This is a genomic window from Sulfitobacter mediterraneus (assembly GCF_016801775.1).
Taxonomy (GTDB): Bacteria; Pseudomonadota; Alphaproteobacteria; order Rhodobacterales; family Rhodobacteraceae; genus Sulfitobacter; species Sulfitobacter mediterraneus_A.
Genome location: NZ_CP069004.1, coordinates 2,241,656 through 2,262,473 on the forward strand (window position 1 = coordinate 2,241,656; position 20,818 = coordinate 2,262,473).

The 20,818-nt window shown below is 59.5% G+C and carries 25 protein-coding genes; 15 read left to right on the forward strand and 10 right to left on the reverse strand.

All coding sequences use genetic code 11. The features are described 5' to 3' along the window. Positions 1-50: 50 nt before the first annotated feature. Entirely contained in the window at positions 51-770 is a 720-nt protein-coding gene (locus JNX03_RS11055; protein WP_203209093.1) for a helix-turn-helix transcriptional regulator, read from the forward strand. On the opposite strand, the gene JNX03_RS11060 is transcribed toward JNX03_RS11055, so the two are convergent. Next, positions 767-1,651, reverse strand: a complete 885-nt coding sequence (locus tag JNX03_RS11060) for an EamA family transporter (RefSeq protein WP_203209094.1) — start codon at positions 1,649-1,651, stop codon at positions 767-769. The two genes, JNX03_RS11055 and JNX03_RS11060, sit on opposite strands and share 4 nt — an antisense overlap. Before the next feature lie 80 nt (positions 1,652-1,731). Between JNX03_RS11060 and JNX03_RS11065 the strand changes: the two genes are divergently transcribed. The 7 genes from JNX03_RS11065 (at position 1,732) to JNX03_RS11095 (ending at position 6,036) form a co-directional block, all read left to right on the forward strand. Beyond that, complete coding sequence (locus tag JNX03_RS11065; RefSeq protein ID WP_231024221.1) at positions 1,732-2,226, forward strand: MarR family winged helix-turn-helix transcriptional regulator; 495 nt, start codon at positions 1,732-1,734, stop codon at positions 2,224-2,226. Positions 2,227-2,304: 78 nt separating this feature from the next. Further along, positions 2,305-3,255 (forward strand): 4-hydroxy-3-methylbut-2-enyl diphosphate reductase, encoded by a 951-nt coding sequence (gene ispH, locus JNX03_RS11070; protein WP_203209096.1) that lies wholly within the window; start codon positions 2,305-2,307, stop codon positions 3,253-3,255. A gap of 63 nt (positions 3,256-3,318) precedes the next feature. Continuing rightward, positions 3,319-3,933, forward strand: a complete 615-nt coding sequence (locus tag JNX03_RS11075; RefSeq protein WP_203209097.1) for a LysE family translocator — start codon at positions 3,319-3,321, stop codon at positions 3,931-3,933. A 1-nt stretch (position 3,934) separates the two neighbouring features. Next, positions 3,935-4,387 (forward strand): DUF3429 domain-containing protein, encoded by a 453-nt coding sequence (locus tag JNX03_RS11080; RefSeq protein WP_203209098.1) that lies wholly within the window; start codon positions 3,935-3,937, stop codon positions 4,385-4,387. Next, positions 4,384-4,971 carry a class I SAM-dependent methyltransferase gene (locus JNX03_RS11085; RefSeq protein ID WP_203209099.1) on the forward strand — a complete coding sequence of 196 codons (588 nt, stop codon included), beginning with the start codon at positions 4,384-4,386 and terminating at the stop codon, positions 4,969-4,971. The genes JNX03_RS11080 and JNX03_RS11085 overlap by 4 nt, the downstream gene beginning before the upstream one ends. Beyond that, positions 4,964-5,416, forward strand: a complete 453-nt coding sequence (rnhA, locus tag JNX03_RS11090) for a ribonuclease HI (protein ID WP_203209100.1) — start codon at positions 4,964-4,966, stop codon at positions 5,414-5,416. Before JNX03_RS11085 ends, rnhA begins: the two co-directional genes overlap by 8 nt. Beyond that, positions 5,413-6,036 (forward strand): trimeric intracellular cation channel family protein, encoded by a 624-nt coding sequence (locus JNX03_RS11095; protein WP_203209101.1) that lies wholly within the window; start codon positions 5,413-5,415, stop codon positions 6,034-6,036. Before rnhA ends, JNX03_RS11095 begins: the two co-directional genes overlap by 4 nt. Positions 6,037-6,109: 73 nt before the next feature. Here JNX03_RS11095 and JNX03_RS11100 read toward each other — a convergent pair whose 3' ends face one another. Genes JNX03_RS11100 through def (JNX03_RS11120) form a run of 5 tightly spaced genes read right to left on the reverse strand, consistent with a single transcriptional unit; the run spans position 6,110 to position 8,804 of the window. Then, positions 6,110-6,346 (reverse strand): hypothetical protein, encoded by a 237-nt coding sequence (locus tag JNX03_RS11100; protein ID WP_203209102.1) that lies wholly within the window; start codon positions 6,344-6,346, stop codon positions 6,110-6,112. A gap of 2 nt (positions 6,347-6,348) precedes the next feature. Continuing rightward, complete coding sequence (fmt, locus tag JNX03_RS11105) at positions 6,349-7,263, reverse strand: methionyl-tRNA formyltransferase (protein WP_203209103.1); 915 nt, start codon at positions 7,261-7,263, stop codon at positions 6,349-6,351. 34 nt (positions 7,264-7,297) lie between these two features. Further along, positions 7,298-7,795: a peptide deformylase gene (def, locus tag JNX03_RS11110; protein WP_203209104.1), complete on the reverse strand. Its 498-nt coding sequence runs from the start codon at positions 7,793-7,795 to the stop codon at positions 7,298-7,300. Next, a complete protein-coding gene (def, locus tag JNX03_RS11115) occupies positions 7,792-8,289 on the reverse strand; it encodes a peptide deformylase (protein ID WP_203209105.1) in 498 nt (165 codons plus the stop codon). Before def (JNX03_RS11115) ends, def (JNX03_RS11110) begins: the two co-directional genes overlap by 4 nt. Then, positions 8,286-8,804 (reverse strand): peptide deformylase, encoded by a 519-nt coding sequence (def, locus tag JNX03_RS11120; protein WP_203209106.1) that lies wholly within the window; start codon positions 8,802-8,804, stop codon positions 8,286-8,288. The genes def (JNX03_RS11115) and def (JNX03_RS11120) overlap by 4 nt, the downstream gene beginning before the upstream one ends. A gap of 95 nt (positions 8,805-8,899) precedes the next feature. Between def (JNX03_RS11120) and JNX03_RS11125 the strand changes: the two genes are divergently transcribed. Then, a complete protein-coding gene (locus JNX03_RS11125) occupies positions 8,900-10,069 on the forward strand; it encodes a MalY/PatB family protein (RefSeq protein WP_203209107.1) in 1,170 nt (389 codons plus the stop codon). A 142-nt stretch (positions 10,070-10,211) separates the two neighbouring features. Next, a complete protein-coding gene (locus JNX03_RS11130) occupies positions 10,212-11,108 on the forward strand; it encodes a DMT family transporter (RefSeq protein WP_203209108.1) in 897 nt (298 codons plus the stop codon). Here JNX03_RS11130 and JNX03_RS11135 read toward each other — a convergent pair. Continuing rightward, complete coding sequence (locus tag JNX03_RS11135) at positions 11,105-11,464, reverse strand: hypothetical protein (protein ID WP_203209109.1); 360 nt, start codon at positions 11,462-11,464, stop codon at positions 11,105-11,107. The two genes, JNX03_RS11130 and JNX03_RS11135, sit on opposite strands and share 4 nt — an antisense overlap. A gap of 174 nt (positions 11,465-11,638) precedes the next feature. Here JNX03_RS11135 and JNX03_RS11140 point away from each other — a divergent pair, with 174 nt between their 5' ends. After that, positions 11,639-12,613, forward strand: a complete 975-nt coding sequence (locus JNX03_RS11140) for a glutathione S-transferase family protein (protein ID WP_203209110.1) — start codon at positions 11,639-11,641, stop codon at positions 12,611-12,613. Here JNX03_RS11140 and JNX03_RS11145 read toward each other — a convergent pair. Continuing rightward, positions 12,610-12,975, reverse strand: coding sequence for a response regulator (locus JNX03_RS11145; RefSeq protein ID WP_203209111.1), 366 nt, complete (start codon positions 12,973-12,975; stop codon positions 12,610-12,612). The two genes, JNX03_RS11140 and JNX03_RS11145, sit on opposite strands and share 4 nt — an antisense overlap. Before the next feature lie 187 nt (positions 12,976-13,162). On the opposite strand from JNX03_RS11145, the gene JNX03_RS11150 reads away from it, so the two are divergent. The 4 genes from JNX03_RS11150 to JNX03_RS11165 are packed head-to-tail and all read left to right on the forward strand — an operon-like array spanning position 13,163 to position 16,611. Then, positions 13,163-14,110: a threonine-phosphate decarboxylase gene (locus tag JNX03_RS11150; protein WP_203209112.1), complete on the forward strand. Its 948-nt coding sequence runs from the start codon at positions 13,163-13,165 to the stop codon at positions 14,108-14,110. Then, a complete protein-coding gene (cbiB, locus tag JNX03_RS11155; RefSeq protein WP_203209113.1) occupies positions 14,107-15,021 on the forward strand; it encodes an adenosylcobinamide-phosphate synthase CbiB in 915 nt (304 codons plus the stop codon). The genes JNX03_RS11150 and cbiB overlap by 4 nt, the downstream gene beginning before the upstream one ends. 9 nt (positions 15,022-15,030) lie before the next feature. Beyond that, on the forward strand, positions 15,031-16,203 hold the full coding sequence (locus JNX03_RS11160; protein ID WP_419584930.1) for a lytic murein transglycosylase: 1,173 nt from the start codon (positions 15,031-15,033) through the stop codon (positions 16,201-16,203). Between the two features lie 12 nt (positions 16,204-16,215). Continuing rightward, the gene (locus JNX03_RS11165) at positions 16,216-16,611 is read left to right on the forward strand and encodes a rhodanese-like domain-containing protein (RefSeq protein ID WP_203209115.1); all 396 of its coding nucleotides are present in this window, start codon (positions 16,216-16,218) and stop codon (positions 16,609-16,611) included. Positions 16,612-16,932: 321 nt separating this feature from the next. On the opposite strand, the gene JNX03_RS11170 is transcribed toward JNX03_RS11165, so the two are convergent. Next, positions 16,933-17,280, reverse strand: a complete 348-nt coding sequence (locus tag JNX03_RS11170; protein WP_203209116.1) for a hypothetical protein — start codon at positions 17,278-17,280, stop codon at positions 16,933-16,935. Between the two features lie 42 nt (positions 17,281-17,322). Then, on the reverse strand, positions 17,323-20,778 hold the full coding sequence (smc, locus tag JNX03_RS11175; protein WP_203209117.1) for a chromosome segregation protein SMC: 3,456 nt from the start codon (positions 20,776-20,778) through the stop codon (positions 17,323-17,325). Positions 20,779-20,818 lie beyond the last annotated feature (40 nt).

Below are 20,818 nucleotides of genomic sequence, written 5' to 3' on the forward strand. Positions count from 1 at the left end.
TACAACCCTCACGCGATCCCCCGAAACGGGGGAGGGAGTTATTAAACAGGATGCTTGTTGACCAAGCGACCAGGCTGGAGCAGATCCAGTGTACAGAAGCATTGTGGCTTGGCGTTGTCGAAACCTTCGCCAACGCTGGCCTTAGTCATGCGGTCTACCTCACCGTCGGAGCCGAGTTTGACGCGCCTTTCATGCGCAGCACGATCCCCGGCCTCTATGACAATTACCCCCCGGAACGTGATCCGTTTCTACGCCATTCCTGCACCAGCTACGATATCCTCACCCTTGGTGCCGCCTATATCGACAGCCACCCCTATGTGAGCGAGACCGAACGGGCCTTTGTCGAACGCGCAGCCAAGGCGGGGCTCAATGCGGGCCTCGGCATTCCTGTGCGCCTCAAGGGATTCGACCGGTTTGGTGGTTTCATTGTTGGAAATGACCAGGACAGCAAGGGCTTTGATGCCGATATCCTGCCTCGTGCGGACGAATTGCGGTTGTTCTGTCACCTGATCCATCGCCGATTTGAAGATCTCGCCGCCGACTCATCTACCCCCCTGCCCAAGGCCTTTGATGACCTCAGCCCTCGCGAGCGTGAGATTGTTCTGCTCCTTGCCCGCGGATGCAGCAGACAGGAAGCCGCCGAGATTTGTGACATTTCGGTTCATACGGTTTCGGACTATGCCAAGGCCGCCTACCGCAAACTTGGTGTTCACAATCGCGCACAGGCCGCCGCATTGCTGCACGCGGCGGCCACAGGCAATCGAGGTTAGGCCGCCACTCTGCCGCTGGCGCTTGGACGTTCGGGACGACGCAAAGCATATTGTCCGGCAATCACACTGCCCAGCACGATGACCATGCCAAGCCCTTGAGCCGGGGTGAGTGTCTCCGACACAAAAAGCCACCCCAGAACCGTTGCACTGATCGGGCTCAGCAGACCCAGAACCGACACCGCGTCAGGCTGCAACCGCGCGATCCCGCGCAACCAGATCACATAGGTCAGGGCCGCACCGATCAGACCGAGATACCCAAGCCCGATCATATTGCTTGGGGTCAGCGTCGCCCAATCCGTGCTGGCAAAAGGCGCGAACGGGAGCAAGAGCAGTCCTCCTGCCGTCAATTGCCACGCCGTAAACGTCAGGGCTGGCACCGGCGGTTGCCATTTGCGGCTCAAGACCGTGCCCAGCGCCATAGAGGCAGAGCCCATGATCCCCGCAAGAAGGCCCAGACCGTCCAACTTTGCCTCGGGGGTCAAAATCAACAAGGCCACCCCAAGCACGCCCGCCCCGATGGCCAGCAATGACAGAGGCCGGATCGCTGTACCCAGCAGCCCACGTGCAGCAAATACCACGATAAGGGGCTGCAACGCCCCCATGACCGCAGCCACACCGCCCGGCAAGCGGTATGCGGCGTAGAACAGCAAGCTCCAGAAAATAGCGAAGTTCAACGCCCCCAGAACCAGCATACGCAACACCCAGATTCCCTTGGGAAGCTGCCGCACGATCAGCAACAGCAACAGCCCCGCAGGCAAGGCTCTGAGAAGTGAGATCGTCAGCGGATCAAGGTTCGGCAGGAATTGCGTTGTGACAATATAGCTGCTGCCCCAAATCGCAGGCGCCAGGGCAGTCAGCAAAAGGTCTGTTGTACGGGTCATGGTTTGGATCTCCATTATCTTGATATAAAGAATCTTGATGTGGAGATAATAGAGAAAATCTTGACGTCAAGACATAACCAATGTTTTCTGCGCGGATGGACGACATTGACAAGATCAAAGCCCAATGGGCCAAGCAGCGGCCAGACCTGAACACCGACCCGATGGCGTTGATCGGGCGGATCTCACGGCTGTCGCACCACTTGAGCCAGGAAATGGGCAAAACCTTTGACGCGCATGGCCTGACCAGCGCGGGTTTTGATGTTTTGGCCACCTTGCTGCGCTCCGGCCCGCCGCATGCCCTTTCGCCCAATCAACTGCTCGCTACGATGATGGTCACATCTGGCACCATGACCCACCGCATTGATCTGCTTGAAAAAGACGGGCTGGTGCGCCGCATCCGCAACCCGGACGACAAACGCGGTGTGATGGTTGCCCTGACAGACAAAGGCAAACAGATCATCAATGCCGCCGTCACGGATCACGTGGCAACCCAAGCACGGCTGGTCTCGCATCTTGGTCCGGATCAGCAAAAGCAGCTCAACGCATTGCTCAAGGTGTTTCTCAACGGCCTGTAACGCTTCCGTTTCCAGCACCGCCAGACTGGACCCGGCCCGCGCGAACCCCTATCTGACATCCAAGAGCAGGAGCCCGCCATGACAAAACCGCCCCTCACCCTATACCTTGCAGCGCCGCGCGGCTTTTGTGCGGGTGTGGACCGCGCGATCAAGATTGTCGAAATGGCCTTGGAAAAATGGGGCGCCCCCGTCTATGTCCGCCACGAGATCGTGCACAACAAATTTGTCGTCGATGGCCTGCGGGAAAAGGGCGCGGTGTTTGTCGAGGAATTGACCGACTGTCCCGACGACCGGCCCGTGATCTTTTCCGCCCACGGCGTACCAAAATCAGTGCCTAACGCCGCCGCCGCCCGGAATATGATCTATGTCGATGCCACCTGCCCTCTGGTCAGCAAGGTGCATATCGAGGCCCAGCGCCACGCCGATGCGGGCCTGCAAATGATCATGATCGGCCATGCGGGCCACCCAGAGACCGTTGGCACCATGGGGCAATTGCCCGAGGGCGACGTTCTGCTGGTGGAAACCCCGCAAGACGTGGCAGAGGTAACAGTTCGCGATGCATCCAAACTGGCCTATGTCACCCAGACCACCCTTAGCGTCGATGACACAGCCGAGATTGTCGCGGCGCTCAAATCCCGGTTTCCAGCCATTATCGGCCCGCACAAAGAAGACATCTGTTATGCCACCACCAACCGGCAGGAGGCGGTCAAGGCAATGGCCCCAAAATGCGACGCCATGCTGGTTGTCGGCGCGCCCAATTCATCAAACTCCAAACGGCTGGTCGAAGTCGGCACCCGCGCGGGCTGTTCCTATTCGCAACTGGTGCAACGCGCCGCCGATATCGACTGGCGCGGTCTTGAAGGGATCTCTTCGATCGGCATCACCGCTGGCGCCTCTGCGCCAGAGGTTCTGATCAACGAAGTCATCGACGCCTTTTGCGAGCGGTACGCTGTCACCCGCGAGCTGGTGGAAACCGCACAGGAAAACGTAGAGTTCAAAGTGCCGCGTGTGTTGCGCCAACCGGCCTGAGCATTGGCCTTTACGCCCCCGCCCACCTTGCATAGGTTTGGCTGAAACGGCTGGAGGCACCTGATGATCACCTTTCAATTTTTGCTCACTGCATTGGTGGTTGTTCTGGCCCCCGGCACAGGCGTGATTTACACGCTGGCGCTTGGCCTTGGTCAGGGCCGCCGCGCCGCGCTGTGGGCTGCGCTTGGCTGCACCTTCGGGATCGTGCCGCACCTCGCCGCCGCGACACTCGGCCTTGCCGCAGTATTGCACACCAGCGCCTTGCTGTTCTCCATCGTCAAATGGGCCGGGGTTGCCTACCTGCTGTATCTGGCATGGCAGATCCTGAAATCCGGAGGTGCGCTTTCTGTCAGCGCAGAGGACGAGAGCGACAGCGGCCTGCGCATTGCCCGGCGCGGGGCGCTGATCAATATCCTGAACCCGAAGCTGTCGATCTTCTTTCTGGCCCTGCTGCCGCCCTTCCTGTCCGGTAACGCTGCCACGGCAACGGCTGAAATGGCCCTGTTGGGATTGGTGTTCATGGCCATGACCTTTGCCGTCTTTGTGATTTACGGATGTTTCGCCGCCGCCGCCCGCAGATGGATTCTCGGTTCTGAACGGGTGATGCGCGGACTGAACCGCAGCTTTGCTGCGATCTTTGCCGCGCTGGCGGGCCGCCTCGCGCTTGAACGTGCCTGACATGCACCGCATCCCCGCCCCGGCATTTCTGCTTGGCCTTGCGGGGCTCTTGCCGTTTCTCTGGGGCGCCTTGCTGGTTCTGGGTTTTTCGGGTGGGTTAGAGGTTATCCTGCCCCAATCCCTAGGTGGGGATGGACGGCTGATCATGATCCGTTATGGCGGGATCATCCTGCCATTCATGTCCGGTGTACTTTGGGGATTCGCCACCAAGGCTGAAGGGCCGCAGGCCGCCATGGCCTATGCACTATCGGTCCTGCCTGCGCTTTGGTGGTTCTTCATGCCCGGCACGGGCTATATGTCCGCGCTGATCAACCTGGCCAGCGGCTTTGCAGGCCTGTTGTTTCTGGACTACGCCTTTCAAAAATGGGGTCTTGCGCCCGGTTGGTGGATGTCTTTGCGCCTGCAACTGTCATCCGTTGTGCTGGCCTGTATTGCCGTGGGGATATGGGCATGAGCGATGATGAAACACTCAAGGTCTATGCCCAAAAGGCAGACGATTATGCAGCCGTTGTCGGCGATGATCACGATCCGCATCTGGCGGACTTTGCCAAGGCTTTGCCCAAAGGTGGCACGGTCCTCGACCTCGGTTGTGGGCCCGGGCATGTCGCGGCGGCGCTGGCCGATGGTGGCTTTGATGTCACCGCGACAGATGCCGTGCCCGAGATGGTCGCAATGGCAGATGCGCACCCCGGCGTCACGGCCTATTGCGCGACCTTTGACGAAATCTCCGGGAAGGATCTCTATGATGGCATCTGGGCTAACTTCTGCCTTCTGCACGCACCCCGTGCCGATATGCCCCGCCACCTTGCCGCGCTCAAAACCGCGCTGAAACCCGGCGGCGTCTTCCACATTGCCCTGAAATCCGGCACCGGCAGCAAACGTGACGCCATTGGCAGGCTCTACACCTATTATACCGATGCAGAACTCACCGGTCTTTTGGAGGCAGCAGGGTTTTCTGTCACCGATCACACCTCAGGGCGCGGAAAAGGGCTGGACGGCACCTACGCCGATTGGATAGCCCTGCGCGCATATGGCTAAATTATACGCATACACAGATGGCGCCTGCTCAGGTAACCCCGGTCCCGGTGGCTGGGGCGCATTGATGCAGGCAAAGGACGGGGATACCGTCGTCAAGGAGCGCGAGCTCAAAGGCGGCGAGGCAGCAACCACCAACAACCGCATGGAACTGATGGCGGCGATCAGCGCGCTAGAGGCACTGGACCGGGCGACAGAGATCACCATCGTCACTGACAGCAACTACGTCAAGAACGGGATCACTGGCTGGATCCACGGCTGGAAGAAAAACGGCTGGAAGAACGCCGCGAAAAAGCCGGTGAAAAACGCGGAGCTTTGGCAGCGGCTGGACGCCGCCAACGCCCGCCACAAAGTGACATGGGAATGGGTCAAAGGCCACGCAGGCCACCCCGAAAACGAACGCGCCGATCAATTGGCCCGTGACGGCATGAAGCCGTTCAAACCGTGAGCCTGATCGACCTCCTGGATTATGGATCTGTCCTGATCTTCGCGATCACCGGCGCATTGGTTGCAAGCCGCGCCCAGCTCGATCTTGTCGGATTTGCCTTCATCGCCAGCCTGACCGCCCTTGGCGGCGGCACCATCCGCGACCTGCTGCTGGACCGCAATCCGATCTTCTGGATCGACAACCCCGCCTATCTGGCCGTGGCAGGGGCTGCCGCACTGGCGGTGTTCTTTTCCGCCCACCTGCTCGAAAGCCGTTATCGCACTCTGATCTGGCTCGATAGCTTCGCTCTCGCCATCGCCGTTGCTGCGGGTGCAGCTGTTGCCATCGGTCAGGACCAATCTGCGGTGATCGTGATCCTGATGGGCATGATCACCGGATGTATGGGCGGGCTGATGCGGGATGTTGTGGTCGGGCAGGTTCCACTGATCCTCAAACAGGGGGAGCTCTATGCAACCGCCGCCTTTGCCGGTGCCGCCGCCGCCGCGACAGGCCGTCACTTCGGCCTCGATCCGCTGTTTTCCCTGTCTGCTTGCGCGTTGATCAGCTGGATCTTGCGGGCAGGATCACTGGCGCTGGGTTGGCATTTACCGGTCTACAAAAGCACACCGCCCAAGGTCTGATCGCGACCCGCTGCGCTTTTTGGCCCAAATACTCCCGCCGGAGGCATGGCCTTGCCGCGCAAGGCCACCTGCATCAGCGCCGCCAGTGAAACGGCACAATAATAAGCGCCCCGATCGAAGATATGATTGCATTCATCCCGGCGCTGTCAAAACCGATGTTGAACATGATCCCCACAAAGAAGAACACAAAAGCCCCGCCCACACAGATGATGATGCTCTGCAAGATGCCGTTGTGGGTCCAACCGGTCTTTTCCGACAGATAGCCAACGATCCCGGCGATCACGACCGTGCCAAACATCGTCAGAAACATCGCTACTCTCCCGTCAACTGCTGGCCAGCGCCGATCTGTGCGCCCTGCTGAAACACTTGCGTATCCTGCGCCGCTTTTCCTGCCCGTTGCAAGCGCGTCAACGCCACCGCGCCGGTCCCGCAGGCCACCCGCAGGTCAGGGCCAAGCACCTCACCCGGTGCGCCGGTGCCTTCCGCCAGCCGTGAGCCAAGCACCTTGATACGTACCCCGTTCAACTCAAACCACGCGCCGGGAAAGGGGGACAGCCCCCGGATCAGACGATCTACCTCGGCGGCGGGTTTGGTCCAGTCAATCCGCGCTTCGGCCTTGTCGATCTTGGCAGCATAGGTCACGCCTTCCTCCGGCTGCGCGGCCGGGGTCAATTGATCCAATTGGTCCAGTGCCTCTACAATCGCGTCTGCGCCCATCCGGCTGAGCCGGTCATGCAGCTGTGCCGTGGTTTCTTCTGCGCCAATCGGCGTCGCCTTGCGCAACAAGACCGGCCCCGTGTCGAGCCCCGCTTCCATTTGCATGATGCACACACCGGTCTCTGCATCCCCAGCCATGATCGCCCGGTGAATGGGCGCCGCGCCGCGCCAACGCGGCAACAGGCTGGCATGGATGTTCAAACACCCCCGCGCCGGCGCATCCAGAACAGATTGCGGCAGGATTAGCCCATAGGCCACGACGACCGCTACATCGGCATTGAGCGCGGCAAAATCCGCTTGTGCCTCTGGCGTCTTGAGCGAAACCGGATGACGGACCTCGAAACCCATCTGTTCGGCCCGCGCCTGAACTGGACTTGGGCGATCCTTCTTGCCCCGACCTGCCGGGCGCGGCGGCTGACAATAGACCGCCGTAATCTCATGCCCTGCCGTGGCCAGCGCCTCTAACACGGGCACGGAAAAATCCGGGGTTCCCATAAACACAATGCGCATCGCTGGCTCCTGACTGCCGGAGGTGCCGGCCCTGTTATCCGTTCAGTTTGCGCGCCTTGCGCAACAGCATGTCACGTTTGACCTTGCTGAGATTGTCGAAATACATCCGCCCTGCCAGATGGTCGATCTGGTGTTGAACGCTGGTCGCCTCAAGCCCGACAAAATCGCGCCGGGTGATCACGCCGTTCTCATCCAGAAACCGCACAGACACGCCGCGCGGGCGGCTGATCTTGGCCGATACGCCTGGCAGGTTCGGGCTGGCCTCTTCGTGCACATGCATCACGGCGGAGGCATCAATCACCTGCGGATTGGCCATGCGCACCCGGCGGTTGCGCCCTTCGGAGGCATCCACCACGGCCACCTGTAACATCACACCAATTTGCGGCGCGGCCAGCCCCACACCGGGCATGGCGTCCATGGTTTCGATCATGTCATCCCAAAGCCTGCGGATTTCGTCGGTGATCTCGCTCACCGGCTCTGCGGCGCGGCGCAGACGGGGGTCGGGCCAGGGGATAAATCGACGTTTGGTCATTGGGCCTCATACTCCGCAATCAGATCAGCGCGGGTTTGCGCATCCAGATGATCAAAGGTCACAACTCCGTCCAGATGATCCAGCTCATGCTGAGCGCAGACCGCGCCAAAGCCGTCAAAACTTTGCACATAGCGCCCGCCGTTCAAGCCGGTCCAGACCATCTGCACCTGTGAAGGCCGGGATACATCGGCGGTCACACCGGGAATGCTCAGACATCCTTCGGTGTTCACGGCACGGTCTTCGCCAATTTCCTGCAACATCGGATTGATGCAAACCAGTGGGTCAGATTTGCCCTCTTTCCATCCGATATCCATGACAAAGATCCGCAGCATCGCCCCCACCTGCGGCCCGGCAAGTCCACGGCCCGGCGCGGCATACATGGTCTCAAGCATATCGCGGGCCAGTGTCTCGATCTCCGGTGTGATCTTGTTCACCGGCGCACAGATCTCGGCCAGACGGGGGTCGGGCCATAGGACAATCGGCAGAACGCTCATCCGCGCGCCAGCTCCCGCTTGAGCTTGACCATTTTGCGGGTGATCATCTGACGCTTGAGCGGTTTGAGGTAGTCAATGAACAGCTTGCCGTCCAAATGGTCGATCTCATGCTGCACACAGGTTGCCCACAACCCATCGAATCCTTCTTTATGTTCCTTGCCATCCCGATCCATCCAGCGCACCTCCACCTCGGCGGGGCGCGTCACTTCGGCAAATTGCTCGGGGATCGACAGACAGCCCTCCTCGTAGGTGTTCAAATCCTCTGACGAGGCCAGAACCTCGGGATTATACATCACCACTGGGCGCGGGCTGTCGTTTTCCTCTTTGTTGCAATCCAGCACGATCACGCGTTGCAACAACCCGATCTGCGGTGCCGCCAACCCAATGCCTGGGGCGTCATACATAGTTTCGAGCATATCATCGCCCAAAGCCCGCAGCGCATCGGACAAATCATCAACAGGCGCAGCGGTTTTCTTGAGCCGTGGATCGGGGTGCAGAAGGATATTACGTTTCATGAAGCTGATGTAGGCGATGGGCCTGCGCACTGCAACAGGGGCTTGCAGCCCCTGTATTTCCCGGTAGCTTGGCGCAAATTCCACAGGAGACCTTCATGAGCTTTGACGAGATTATCGACCGCCGCGGCACCCATTGCGCAAAATGGGACATGATGGAGGCGATTTATGGCGTCCCCGCCGATGACGGTATCGCGATGTGGGTCGCCGATATGGACTTCAAGCCGCCACAAGTGGTGCGCGACGCCATGCAGGCACAGGTTGACCACGGTATTTTTGGTTATTTTGGCGATGACAGCAAATACATCGCGGCAATCCAGTGGTGGATGCAGAACCGTCATGGCTGGACCGTGGAGGCCGATTGGATTTTTACCACCCATGGTTTGGTCAATGGCACGGCCATGTGCCTAGACGCCTTCACCGCCCCCGGCGACGGAATTGTCTTGTTTACGCCCGTCTATCACGCCTTTGCCAAGGTGATTAACGCCTCTGGCCGCAGGGTTGTCGAATGCGAGCTGGTCAACAACAACGGCCATTATGAGATGGATTTCGACAGCTGGGATGCACAAATGACCGGCAAGGAAACCATGCTGGTGCTGTGTTCCCCGCACAATCCCGGCGGCCGGGTCTGGACCAAAGACGAGCTCGAGCAGGTGGCCGCGTTTGCCAAGCGGCATGACCTGATCCTTGTGTCCGACGAGGTGCACCACGATCTGGTGATGCCCGGCAACAGCCATACCCCCATGGCCAAAATCGATGGCATCACTGACCGCCTGATCATGATGACGGCCACCACCAAGACCTTTAACCTTGCGGGTGGCCATTCGGGCAATGTGATCATCCAAGACCCCGACCTGCGCGCGAAGTTTGCCGCACGGATGAACGCATTTGGATCATCGCCCAATTCCTTTGGCCTGATCATGGCGACCGCCGCCTATTCTCCCGAGGGCGCTGCATGGGTCGATGATCTGGTTGCCTACCTTGATGGCAATCGAAAACTCTTTGACGCTGCGGTCAATGCAATTCCCGGTCTGGCGTCGATGGACCTGCAATCGACCTATCTGGCTTGGGTGGACTTTGACGGCACCGGAATGGGCCGCGAGGAGTTCACCAAACGGGTCGAAGGGGACGCCTGCATTGCGGTCAACCATGGCACAACCTTTGGCAAAGGCGGTGAAAGCTTCCTGCGCTTCAACATCGCCACACCGCGTGCCCGTGTCGAAGAGGCCTGCGATCGGCTGGCCGAGGCGTTCAAAGACCTCCAGTAAACTGCCAATTGGGGCAGATCCAAGCGAGGCACTGACCTTGCTTGGATCATCCGGGTGGAGAATCCGCTTTGCCGAATTTTTCCTTGACCTAAAGTTAGGTGAAGCCCGCAAGGTCTCTCTCAGACCTTTTTGAGAGACAACTATGATACCGATCTGGATTATCGCCGCCCTTGCCACCGCCACCTGCTTTGCCGTGTCGGGCCTGCTTGCTTATGACGCGGCGCGGGCGCTTGGTGCGACGGTGTTCAGCTTTGTCCGGATGGCACTGGTTGCGATCGGCGCAGGTGGGTTGGTGCTGGTGTTCGGGCTCGACAGCCGGATGAACGGCGATGACGTTGCGCTGCTTTGTGCCTCGGGGGTGATGGGCGTGTTCTTGTCCGACACATGGCGCTACGCCTCGCTTGCGCGGGTGGGTCCGCAATTTCAATCGCTGCTCGGCACCGCGGTCGCGCCCTTCGCGCTTCTTCTGGGGTTTCTTGTTTTAGGACAGACGGTTTCTATCCTGTCTTTGATTGGCACAGTTATGATCATTGCAGGTCTCGTGGCCGCTGCTGCCGCCCGCAGCAATACCAGCGACACAAGATTTACCGGCGAACCTGCGGGGCTTTTGGCGGGCATCGGTTTTGGTCTTGGGGCCGCGCTCACCCAAGCGGGCAGCGTCTTGATCGCAGCTCCGGTTATGGCCAAGGGCATTGATCCGTTGTCAGCAACCTTTGTGCGTTCCGTTGCCGGGGCGCTGAGCTTGCTCCTGCCCGTCTTGCTATCTGCCCCGCGCCGAAACCAAATTCAAAGCATGAGCCGCACCGTGGCAAAGCAGGTTGTCTTCAGCGCAGTCGTCGGCACTGGCCTTGGCATGTCGTTGCAGCTTTTCGCATTGGCAAGTGGGCCGGTCGGCATTGTTGCAACCTTGTCCGCAACAACGCCCCTGATCGTTTTGCCGTTGATTTGGATCATCGGTCGGTCTCGGCCCAAAGCATTGGCATGGCTTGGCGCCGTCATCGGGGTGGCTGGCGTCGCGCTGATCTCGAACGCGTCCTAGCCGGCCCGCCCATCCGAAATCAGACCAACAGGGGCATCCGCTGCCTTTTCAAAGTCCAGCGCAGCGGCGTAGGCCACGGCAGTGGCGCGCTTGAATTCATAGCGCATCTCGCCTGCCTCTTCCTCGCTGGCGACGATCAGGCACTGAAACAGGTGGTTGGCCCCATCGTACAAATCGACCAACCCGCGCAATTTTGGCGCGTCCTGCGCGTCCACGGCAAAGCCGGTTTTCCACATGCGCAGCACCGGATGGATCACGCCATTCACATCGATCCGCAGTCGCGAGGCTTTGCGCAGACTGTCACGCCGCGCCGCATCGAGCCCCGCCTGAACTTCCTTGGAGAAATAAATTTCCATAGCAAACCCCCATTCACCTGATCAAAAACTGCCCTAAACCATGGCAAAATCAAGTTAAATTTCTGTGACACCCTTCTGGATGTGCAATTTTGCAGAGTCTCATGCGCAGCGGCATCCCTGTAGATTTACCCAAATGACACTAGATCTATCCTAACAGCACACAAGGAGATCAAAATGGGCCTTTTGGTAGATGGAAAATGGCAAGACCAATGGTACGATACCAAATCCACGGATGGTGCATTCAAACGCTCCGCTGCAAAATTCCGCAACTGGATCACCCCAGATGGAACCGCCGGCCCCTCAGGCGAAGCAGGCTTCAAAGCCGAATCGGGCCGCTATCATCTCTATGTCAGCTACGCCTGCCCCTGGGCGCACCGGACTTTGATCTTTCGCGCCCTCAAGGGCTTAGAAGATCACATTTCTGTCTCGGTTGTGCATCCTGATATGCTTGGCGAAGGATGGACCTTTGACGACGATTTTGACGGTGCCACCGGCGACACCCTGTTTGGCACACCCTTTGCCCGCGATATCTACATTCGCGCCAACCCCACATTCACCGGGCGGGTCACGGTGCCAATTCTGTGGGACAAATCCCAAAACACAATCGTCTCTAACGAAAGCTCCGAAATCATCCGCATGTTCAACAGTGCTTTTGACGGTATCACCGGGAATACGGATGACTTCTGGCCCGCGGACCGGCGCGACCAGATCGAAGCGCTAAATGACCGGATATATGACACCTTCAACAACGGTGTCTACAAGGCCGGATTTGCGACAACTCAGGCGGCCTATGATGCGGCGATTGTACCGCTGTTTGATACTCTTGATTGGATCGAGGGCATCCTGTCAAAGAAACGCTATCTGACCGGTAACCAGATCACCGAAGCCGACTGGCGGCTCTTCACCACCCTTGTGCGATTTGATCCGGTGTATCACCAGCATTTCAAATGTAACCGAAAACGCATTGTCGATTATCCGAACCTCTGGGCCTACACCCGTGAGCTGTATCAGATACCGGGCGTTGCCGGTACGGTGAATTTTGATCACATCGTACGCCATTACCACTACAGCCACGATACGATTAATCCGAACCGGATCATCCCGATCAACCCTGTTTTGGATTTCGACGCCCCGCACGGGCGTGGTTAACAGCCCTCAGCACAGTAATGTTCAACCATCGTCGCCAGATCCTCTGGCGGCGTGGTGACAGGCAGAAACGCCCGTGCATTGGCAAAATGTGCAAAGATCGACCCATCCGAAAAAAACGTTCTGCCGGTCACAAAAACCACCCGTGCATTTGGCTGTCGAAAGCTGGCATAATCGGCCACGTTCATCGCCGATCCACCTTTGAGTTCGAGATCAAGCACGATGGTCTCAACCGGTTCGGCCGAGAGGCAGGCAATTGCATCGTCCGGACAGCACACCAGCTTTGTCGCCATGCCCAAACGGGCCAAGTGCCTTTGCCACAACTGACCAAGTTCTTGGCAGCTTTGGACGATCAACACTTGCATGGAGGCTCCTTCAATTGGATCAAAAAGACCCGCACCTCACTGGTCTGCCCAATTGGTTAACAAAAGGTTAACGCGAACCCGAAACCTTTAACCTTTGCAACATGACTTGAACACTTGGCACATTTCCGCTTTGACCTTTGCACCATCCGGCAAATTTTGGCCGGTGACGCACAAGAGGAAATGCAAGGTGGACAACGGCAAACGGGATCACGGCGGCGGATTGGACGCCGCAGCGGCGCGTCACGGCGGGCAGCGCCGCGACTGGCTTGACCTGTCAACCGGCATCAACCCCGTGCCCTACCCCCTGCCACAGATCGGTATGGATGCCTGGACCGCATTGCCCGATGAGGCGGCCCTGTCAGAACTGGAGGCCGCCGCACGTTTCTTCTGGCAAGTGCCAGACGATGCCGCCGTGATGGCGGTGCCTGGGGCCTCCGCCGCGATCGTTCATATTCCCCATCTCGCCCCCGCTGGCACCGTGCATATTCCCGGGCCAACCTACAATGAACATGCGGCCAGTTTCGCACAGGCCGGTTGGCGCGTCACCGACGAGGCCTCAGGCGCCGCCGCGAGTGTCCATGTCCACCCGAACAATCCCACAGGGCAACTTTGGCGAGCGCCCGATCTTACCGGTTCGTTGCGCGTGATCGACGAGAGCTTTTGTGACGTGACACCCGACCAGACCCTGATGGATCAATCGCTGGTCCCCGGCACTTTGATCCTGAAAAGCTTTGGCAAATTCTGGGGCTTGGCGGGCGTGCGCCTGGGGTTTGTCATTGGCGATCCTGCTTTGGTGAACCAGCTGCGTGCGATGCTGGGACCATGGTGCGTTGCCGGTCCTGCACTGGCGATTGGAGCCGATGCTCTGCGCGCTGAACGCTGGGCTGAGGAGACACGCAACCGGTTGCACAAAGACGCCCTGCGCCTTGACGCATTGGTTGCGCCCAAAGGTGCCAAACTGCTGGGCGGCACAGATCTATTCCGGCTTTACGACGTGGAAAATGCGGCGGATTGGCAAAACATGCTGGCAAAGCACATGATTTGGAGCCGTGTTTTCCCGTACAATTCCCGTTGGTTACGGCTTGGCCTGCCCGCCCCGGACCAATGGCCCCGAATTGAAAAGGCGATATCATGACAATGGCAGGCCTTTTGATCATCGCGATGGTTTTGGACGCCATCCTGGGCGAGCCGAAGTGGCTTTGGCAACGGGTGCCACATCCGGCTGTTCTGATGGGCCGCGTCGTGGGCTGGCTTGATGAAAGACTGAATACCGGCAATGGCCGCAAGGCCAAAGGCCTCTTGGCGCTGCTGCTGTTGATCCTTCTAGGCTATCTGATTGGGCAGATCTTGGCCGCGTTCGGTCCCGTAGCTGAAATCGCCACCGCCGCTGTGCTACTGGCCCAACGATCACTGGTTCAACATGTGCAAAAGGTCGCCGATGGGCTGCGCATGTCCGTTCAACAAGGCCGCCGCAATGTCGCGATGATCGTCAGCCGTGACACCACCGCAATGGATGGATCTGCCGTCGCCCGATCGGCCATCGAAAGCGCCGCAGAGAACCTCAGCGATGGGGTGATCGCCCCGGCATTCTGGTTCCTGATCGGCGGGTTGCCCGGATTGTTGATCTACAAATTTGTCAACACAGCAGACAGCATGATTGGTTATCGAACGCCCCGGCATGAACAGTTTGGATGGGCGGCTGCGCGGATGGATGACCTGTTGAATTTGTTGCCCGCTCGGCTGACCGCTTTGTTCATCGCCCTGCCCGCGGGTGCGGTTGGCCAATGGCGGTTGATCCGCAGCGATGCCGCCCAACACAAATCACCCAACGCCGGTTGGCCCGAAGCGGCGATGGCCCGCGCCATTGATGTGGCCCTTGCTGGCCCGCGCACTTATGATGGTGTGACACAGCAATTTGCATGGGTGCACAGCGCCGGATCGCGCAACATCGGCCCTATCGAAATTGATGCGGCGATCGCCCGTCTGTGGCATGCTTGGGCTGTGATGTTGGGCGCTGCAATTCTGCTGTGTCTGTTAACGAGTTAAAGGATGAAAATGCGCCGCTTTCTGATTGCCGCTGCTTTGATCGCAGCCCCACTGACCGCCCTCGCCGATGCGCCATGTGGCGGGTCATTCTCCAAGTTTGTGCAAGGGCTGAAGACCGAGACCATTGCCAAGGGTATTGACGCCGCGACAGCAGATGCCTTTTTCAATGGCGTAAAACAAGACCCTGCCGTTCTGCGCGCCGACCGCAAACAGGGCGTTTTTCAAATCCCCTTTGTTGATTTCTCGCGCCGCCTGATTTCCAACGACAGGATCAACAGAGGCCGCGCCAACGGCAAGAAATACGATGCTGTCTTTGACCGGATTGAGAAAACCTATGGCGTGGATCGCGGTGTATTGCTGGCGTTTTGGGCCTTTGAAACCGACTACGGCAGTTTTCAGGGCGATTTCAACACCGCAAATGCCCTCATCACGCTCGCGCATGACTGCCGCCGCCCCGAGCTGTTCCGCCCGCAAGTCATTGCCGCAGTAGAGCTTTTTGCACAAGGCGGATTTGATCCCAAAACCACCACAGGCGCATGGGCCGGCGAGATCGGCATGGTGCAAATGCTGCCCCGCGACATACTGGAAAACGGTGTGGACGGAGATGGCGACGGCATAGTGTCGCTCAAGACTTCTGCGGCGGATGCCCTGATGTCGGGGGCCAAGATGTTGCACCATCTTGGCTGGCGCGCAGGCGAGCCATGGCTGGACGAGGTGAGCCTACCGCAGGACTTTGATTGGTCCCTGACTGGGTTGGACGTGCAAAAAACCACAGCCGAATGGCAGGCTATGGGCGTCGCCCCGCGCAACGGTGATCTTGCCAATGGATTGACCGCCTCCCTGCTTTTGCCCCAAGGGCGCGGTGGCCCCGCCTTTATCGCCTACCCCAACTTTCGCGTTTACTTTGAGTGGAACCAAAGCTTTACCTACGTATTGACCGCCGCTTATTTTGCCACCCGCTTGCAGGGCGCCAAAGTCTTTGACGCTGGCAATCCAGAGCCGGGTCTTGAGGGCGGTCAGATGAAACTGCTGCAAACCAAATTACAGAACTATGGCTATGATGTGGGTGAGATCGACGGTATCCTTGGCGCGAAAACCCGCGCTGCTGTGCGCAAGGAACAAGCGCGGCTAGGTCTGCCCGTGGATGGATGGCCGACCCCCGCCCTACTTGCCAAACTCTGATCGGAGACTGATATGCCGCTAAAGCTTTCTTCTGCCCAAATGGTCGCCGACGCCCGCGCCCGCATTGAAGAGATTGACAGCGCCGAGGGCATCGCCATGGTCGATGATCCGAATGTACAGATCGTCGATATCCGAGATCCCCGCGAGCGGGAGCGGGTCGGCTTTATCCCTGGCAGTTTCCACTGCCCCCGCGGAATGCTGGAGTTTTGGATCGACCCGGACAGCCCCTATTTCAAAGAGGTGTTCGGCGAGGACAGAAAGTTCGTCTTTCACTGCGCCTCTGGCTGGCGCTCGGCCATTTCCGTGGCCACGTTGCAAGATATGGGGTTTGAGGCTGCACATCTCAAAGATGGATTTTCCGGTTGGGAAAAGGCCGGCGGTCCGGTCGAAAAGAAAGCCGCGAAGTAAGCCCCTGTTAACCATGCTGTGCCAGGCAAATTGAAATCCGAAGGGGTTTTTGAGTACCTTTGAGTTTCCGGCACGTGCATATTCAAACAAATCACGGCAAAAAAGACCCCGCAGAGCTGTTACTCTGCGCGGTCACCTTCATTCGAGACCTTTGGACCGCAAACAAGGACCGGATGACCGTCACCAGCAGCGTTGCCTTTGCGATAAACTATCCACTTCCAGAACGTGTTTTCACTCGATCCAATTACCTTCTTGCACCGCAACAAGTTGCGGCATGGACAGCCCAGCAATGAAATCTCGTGAAGGTATTATCCAAAAATCCTAGGGCCGGATCGGGAACCTTTGACCATCTTCGGTAATCATCACAACCCGACCGTGGCTGTGCACAAATTGATCGCAGCGGTGTCGGCCATTGCGGAAATCCACACAAACCACACCATCCGAGCCAACTTGAAACCGACCAAAGGCCGTACCCCCGCCCGCATAGGTGTAGCTGTACGCGCCGCCGACGGAATAATGCGATACGCCGCCTTCATAGAATTCCACCCGTTGAGTGGCCGTCAGAGACAGAACCTCTTCCCGGCTCAAGGCCGCATCCCCGTCAAGCAGGGAAAAGTCACCAGCCATGGCCACGCCGGGCAAACACAAAAGAAACAATAAGATCCGCATGCGACAACCCTATGCGATCCGCCCCAGCCGAACCACAAACGTTTACGCGACCAGTGTTTCCGCTTTCTTGAGGTCCACCGATACCAACTGGCTGACGCCTTGTTCGGCCATCGTGACACCAAACAATCGATCCATCCGCGCCATTGTCACCGCGTGGTGTGTAATGATCAAAAACCGCGTGTCGGTCTGGCGGCACATCTCATCCAGCAGATCGCAAAAGCGCGTCACGTTGGCATCATCCAGTGGCGCGTCGACCTCATCCAAAACACAAATCGGCGCAGGATTGGCCAGGAACACAGCAAAGATCAACGCCATCGCCGTCAGCGTCTGTTCTCCACCAGACAGCAGGCTCAGCGTGCTGAGCTTCTTGCCCGGAGGTTGGCACATGATCTCAAGTCCGGCCTCCAGCGGATCATCGGATTCCACCATCACCAGATTGGCCTCGCCGCCACCAAACAGATGGGTGAACAGCATCGAGAAGTTGGAGTTCACCTGCTCAAAGGCCGTCAAAAGGCGCTCGCGTCCCTCGCGGTTCAGACTGGCGATACCGCTGCGCAGGGTCTTGATTGCCTCTTCGAGGTCAGCCTTTTCATTGGTCAAGGTATCATGTTCTTCCTGAACCTCCTTGGCGTCCTCCTCCGCCCGCAGGTTGACCGCGCCCAATGCGTCCCGTTGCCGTTTCAAACGGCTCACGTCAGCCTCCAGCGTGCCAGAGGGGGGCATCCGGTCCGGGTTCACCTCAAGGGAGGTCAGCAATTGATTGGGCGTCATCTGGCTTTCTTCGGCAATCCGCTCGGCCGCTGCACCCACAGTTTCACGCGCTGCCTCGGCCAAAGCTTCGGCCCGCGCCCGTGCCTCGCGGGCCTCGGAGGCCAGCCGCTCTGCATCACGCTCCTGCACCGTTGCCTCGCGCAGGGTCGCTTCGCCCTTGGCCAAAACCTCCGCGGCCTCTGTGCGCCGCTTCTCCGCCGCTGACATCTCGGTGCTCAGCTGATCGCGCTTGGCTGCAATCTCGGCCGGGGCGGCGCTGGCCTCTTTCAACTCAGCTTCAGATGCGGTCTTGCGCTCCAACAACTCGGCGCTGCGTTTCTCAGCTGTTTCCAAACGGTGCCGCCACCCGCTCAGCTCTTTTGTCACCTCTTGCGCACGGCGCGTGCGGGCCTCGCCCTCACGGCGCAGTTCGTCATGGGCGGACCGGCGCGACATCATCGTGATCCGGGCGGCTTCGACCGTCATGCGGATGTCTTCGATGCCAGCCCTGGCCGCGCCCAGATCGCCCAAATCAGACAGGGCGCGTTCGGCCTCCAACACACGGCCCCGCGCCGACAATGCCTCATCCTCATGCCGCTTGACCGCCAGACCAAGGCTCTCCAACCGCCCCTGCGCCAGATTGCGATCTGCCTCGGCACGGCTCAGGGCTCGGCCCGCATCCGCGACCATCCGGTCTGCCATGCGCCGGTCCTCGCGGGCACGTTTGTCGGCCTCAGATTGCTCTGCCAAGGTCCGGGTCAAAAGGTCATGCGCCGCGCGCGCACCTTCAGCCCGCTGGCTCGCCTGTTCAAGCGATTGCTTGAGCACCTCAAGACGGTTCAACTGCTGCAACCGCAGCGCCGCCGCAGATGGCGCATCTTCGGCCCAGGCGCGAAACCCGTCCCAACGCCACAAATCCCCCTCGGGCGAGACAAGCCGCTGGCCCGGCAAGAGGGCCGCCTGCAACGCAGGTCCGTCATCAGGATCAACCAATCCGATCTGCCCCATGCGCCGCGATAGAACATCCGGCACCGATACGTGCTGTGTCAGAGGCGTCACGCCTGCCGGCAACGGCTGTGCGGTGTCATAGCTTGGCAAAACCGCCCAGCCTGACGGACCGTCCGCGTCCACCTCGGGCGCCCGCAGATCATCGGCCAAGGCAGCGCCCAATGCTTTTTCAAACCCGTGTTCCACCTGTAAACGATCCAGAATCTGGCCACCTTCGGCTGTGTCCCGCTCAACCAGCTTGGCCAACGCCGTGGTCTCCGCCCGCAGCGCGTTCATCTCGCCTTCGGCCTCAGACCGTTCTGCCCGGGCTTCGGCCTCTCTGGTTTGGGTCTGTGCGCGGGTTTCTTCGGCGCGGATCAAGGCCTCGTCCGCCGCTTTGGCCGCCGCAACGGCCTCCGCTTCGGCCAATTGAGCCGCCTCGAAATCATCACCAGCCTTGGTCAATGCCGCCTGGCTTTGCGCAACTGCATCATGGGCTTTTTGCGCCTCGGCTTCGGACCGGTTCTGGGTCTTGCGACTGTCTTCCAACAGGCGTTCCGCCGACCCGTGCCGGGCGGCAAGGCGGGCCACATCCTCGGTCTGCTGCGCCAGATCTCCCTCGCGGGCCTGCAACACAGCCGCCGCCTCACGGGCCGCTTCCGACGCGGCCTCCAACGCCGCCTCATGGCCTTCGCCGGCCTTTGCCAATTCGCGGGCTTCCCATTCCAACCGCTCAATGGTTTCGCCCGCGTCGCGGTTCAATCCACCTTCGCGTTCAATGTCACGCGCCAGTTGGGCAATGCGGCCAGTGAGCGTATCAATCGTCGCCTTGGCACGGGTTTCCTGATCATCCAGCGTGTCACGTTGCACCGTCAGGCGCTGCAAGACGGCCACCGCAATCGCCTCTTCCTCGCGCAGGGGCGGCAAGGCATCCTCGGCCATCTGGCGCGTTTTCGCGGCCTGCTGCACAATGCTCTGACCCTGACTGGCGGCACTCACACGGTTGCGCAGTTCTTCATCCGCTGCGGCGCGGGCATCATCGGCCTCGCGCCACCGCCGATACAGCAACATGCCTTCGGTCCGGCGCAGCTGATCGCCGATCTCGCGGTAGCGGGCCGCCTGCCGTGCTTGCCGCGCCAGTTGTGCCAATTGCGCCGCCAACTGTTCGATCACATCATCCACACGGGCAAGATTGGTTTCCGCCGCGTTCAGCTTGAGCTCCGCCTCATGGCGGCGTTGATAAAGGCCCGAAATCCCGGCGGCCTCTTCCAGAATGCGCCGCCGGTTCTTTGGCTTGGCGTTGATCAGTTCCGCAATTTGTCCCTGCCGCACCAAGGCTGGGCTGTGCGCCCCGGTCGAGGCATCGGCAAACAGCATCTGCACATCCCGCGCCCGCACGTCTTTGCCCGCCGCCTTATAGGCGCTGCCCACATCACGGGTGATGCGGCGCACAATCTCCAGCTGGTCGTTGTCGTTGAAACCTGCGGGCGCCAAACGCTCGGTATTGTCGATATGCAGGGCCACTTCGGCAAAGTTGCGGGCGGGCCGCGTGGCCGCACCGGCAAAGATCACATCTTCCATGCCGCCGCCCCGCATCGCCGTGGGCCGGTTTTCCCCCATCACCCACCGCAAGGCCTCAAGCAGATTGGACTTCCCACAGCCGTTTGGCCCCACCACCCCTGTCAAACCATCGGCGATGATCAGGTCGGTTGGATCCACAAAGCTTTTGAAGCCCGTCAATCTGAGTTTGGAAAAGCGCACCTGTGTGACGGCTCCGATGATTCCTTGGGTTCATCGAAAA

Bases quoted from the DNA above. Each gene is read 5' to 3' on its own strand.
- JNX03_RS11055 (WP_203209093.1), top strand. From the start codon at position 51: ATGCTTGTTGACCAAGCGACCAGGCTGGAGCAGATCCAGTGTACAGAA.
- JNX03_RS11060 (WP_203209094.1), bottom strand. From the start codon at position 1,651: ATGACCCGTACAACAGACCTTTTGCTGACTGCCCTGGCGCCTGCGATT.
- JNX03_RS11065 (WP_231024221.1), top strand. From the start codon at position 1,732: ATGTTTTCTGCGCGGATGGACGACATTGACAAGATCAAAGCCCAATGG.
- ispH (WP_203209096.1), top strand. From the start codon at position 2,305: ATGACAAAACCGCCCCTCACCCTATACCTTGCAGCGCCGCGCGGCTTT.
- JNX03_RS11075 (WP_203209097.1), top strand. From the start codon at position 3,319: ATGATCACCTTTCAATTTTTGCTCACTGCATTGGTGGTTGTTCTGGCC.
- JNX03_RS11080 (WP_203209098.1), top strand. From the start codon at position 3,935: ATGCACCGCATCCCCGCCCCGGCATTTCTGCTTGGCCTTGCGGGGCTC.
- JNX03_RS11085 (WP_203209099.1), top strand. From the start codon at position 4,384: ATGAGCGATGATGAAACACTCAAGGTCTATGCCCAAAAGGCAGACGAT.
- rnhA (WP_203209100.1), top strand. From the start codon at position 4,964: ATGGCTAAATTATACGCATACACAGATGGCGCCTGCTCAGGTAACCCC.
- JNX03_RS11100 (WP_203209102.1), bottom strand. From the start codon at position 6,346: ATGTTTCTGACGATGTTTGGCACGGTCGTGATCGCCGGGATCGTTGGC.
- fmt (WP_203209103.1), bottom strand. From the start codon at position 7,263: ATGCGCATTGTGTTTATGGGAACCCCGGATTTTTCCGTGCCCGTGTTA.
- def (WP_203209104.1), bottom strand. From the start codon at position 7,795: ATGACCAAACGTCGATTTATCCCCTGGCCCGACCCCCGTCTGCGCCGC.
- def (WP_203209105.1), bottom strand. From the start codon at position 8,289: ATGAGCGTTCTGCCGATTGTCCTATGGCCCGACCCCCGTCTGGCCGAG.
- def (WP_203209106.1), bottom strand. From the start codon at position 8,804: ATGAAACGTAATATCCTTCTGCACCCCGATCCACGGCTCAAGAAAACC.
- JNX03_RS11125 (WP_203209107.1), top strand. From the start codon at position 8,900: ATGAGCTTTGACGAGATTATCGACCGCCGCGGCACCCATTGCGCAAAA.
- JNX03_RS11130 (WP_203209108.1), top strand. From the start codon at position 10,212: ATGATACCGATCTGGATTATCGCCGCCCTTGCCACCGCCACCTGCTTT.
- JNX03_RS11135 (WP_203209109.1), bottom strand. From the start codon at position 11,464: ATGGAAATTTATTTCTCCAAGGAAGTTCAGGCGGGGCTCGATGCGGCG.
- JNX03_RS11140 (WP_203209110.1), top strand. From the start codon at position 11,639: ATGGGCCTTTTGGTAGATGGAAAATGGCAAGACCAATGGTACGATACC.
- JNX03_RS11145 (WP_203209111.1), bottom strand. From the start codon at position 12,975: ATGCAAGTGTTGATCGTCCAAAGCTGCCAAGAACTTGGTCAGTTGTGG.
- cbiB (WP_203209113.1), top strand. From the start codon at position 14,107: ATGACAATGGCAGGCCTTTTGATCATCGCGATGGTTTTGGACGCCATC.
- JNX03_RS11160 (WP_419584930.1), top strand. From the start codon at position 15,031: ATGCGCCGCTTTCTGATTGCCGCTGCTTTGATCGCAGCCCCACTGACC.
- JNX03_RS11165 (WP_203209115.1), top strand. From the start codon at position 16,216: ATGCCGCTAAAGCTTTCTTCTGCCCAAATGGTCGCCGACGCCCGCGCC.
- JNX03_RS11170 (WP_203209116.1), bottom strand. From the start codon at position 17,280: ATGCGGATCTTATTGTTTCTTTTGTGTTTGCCCGGCGTGGCCATGGCT.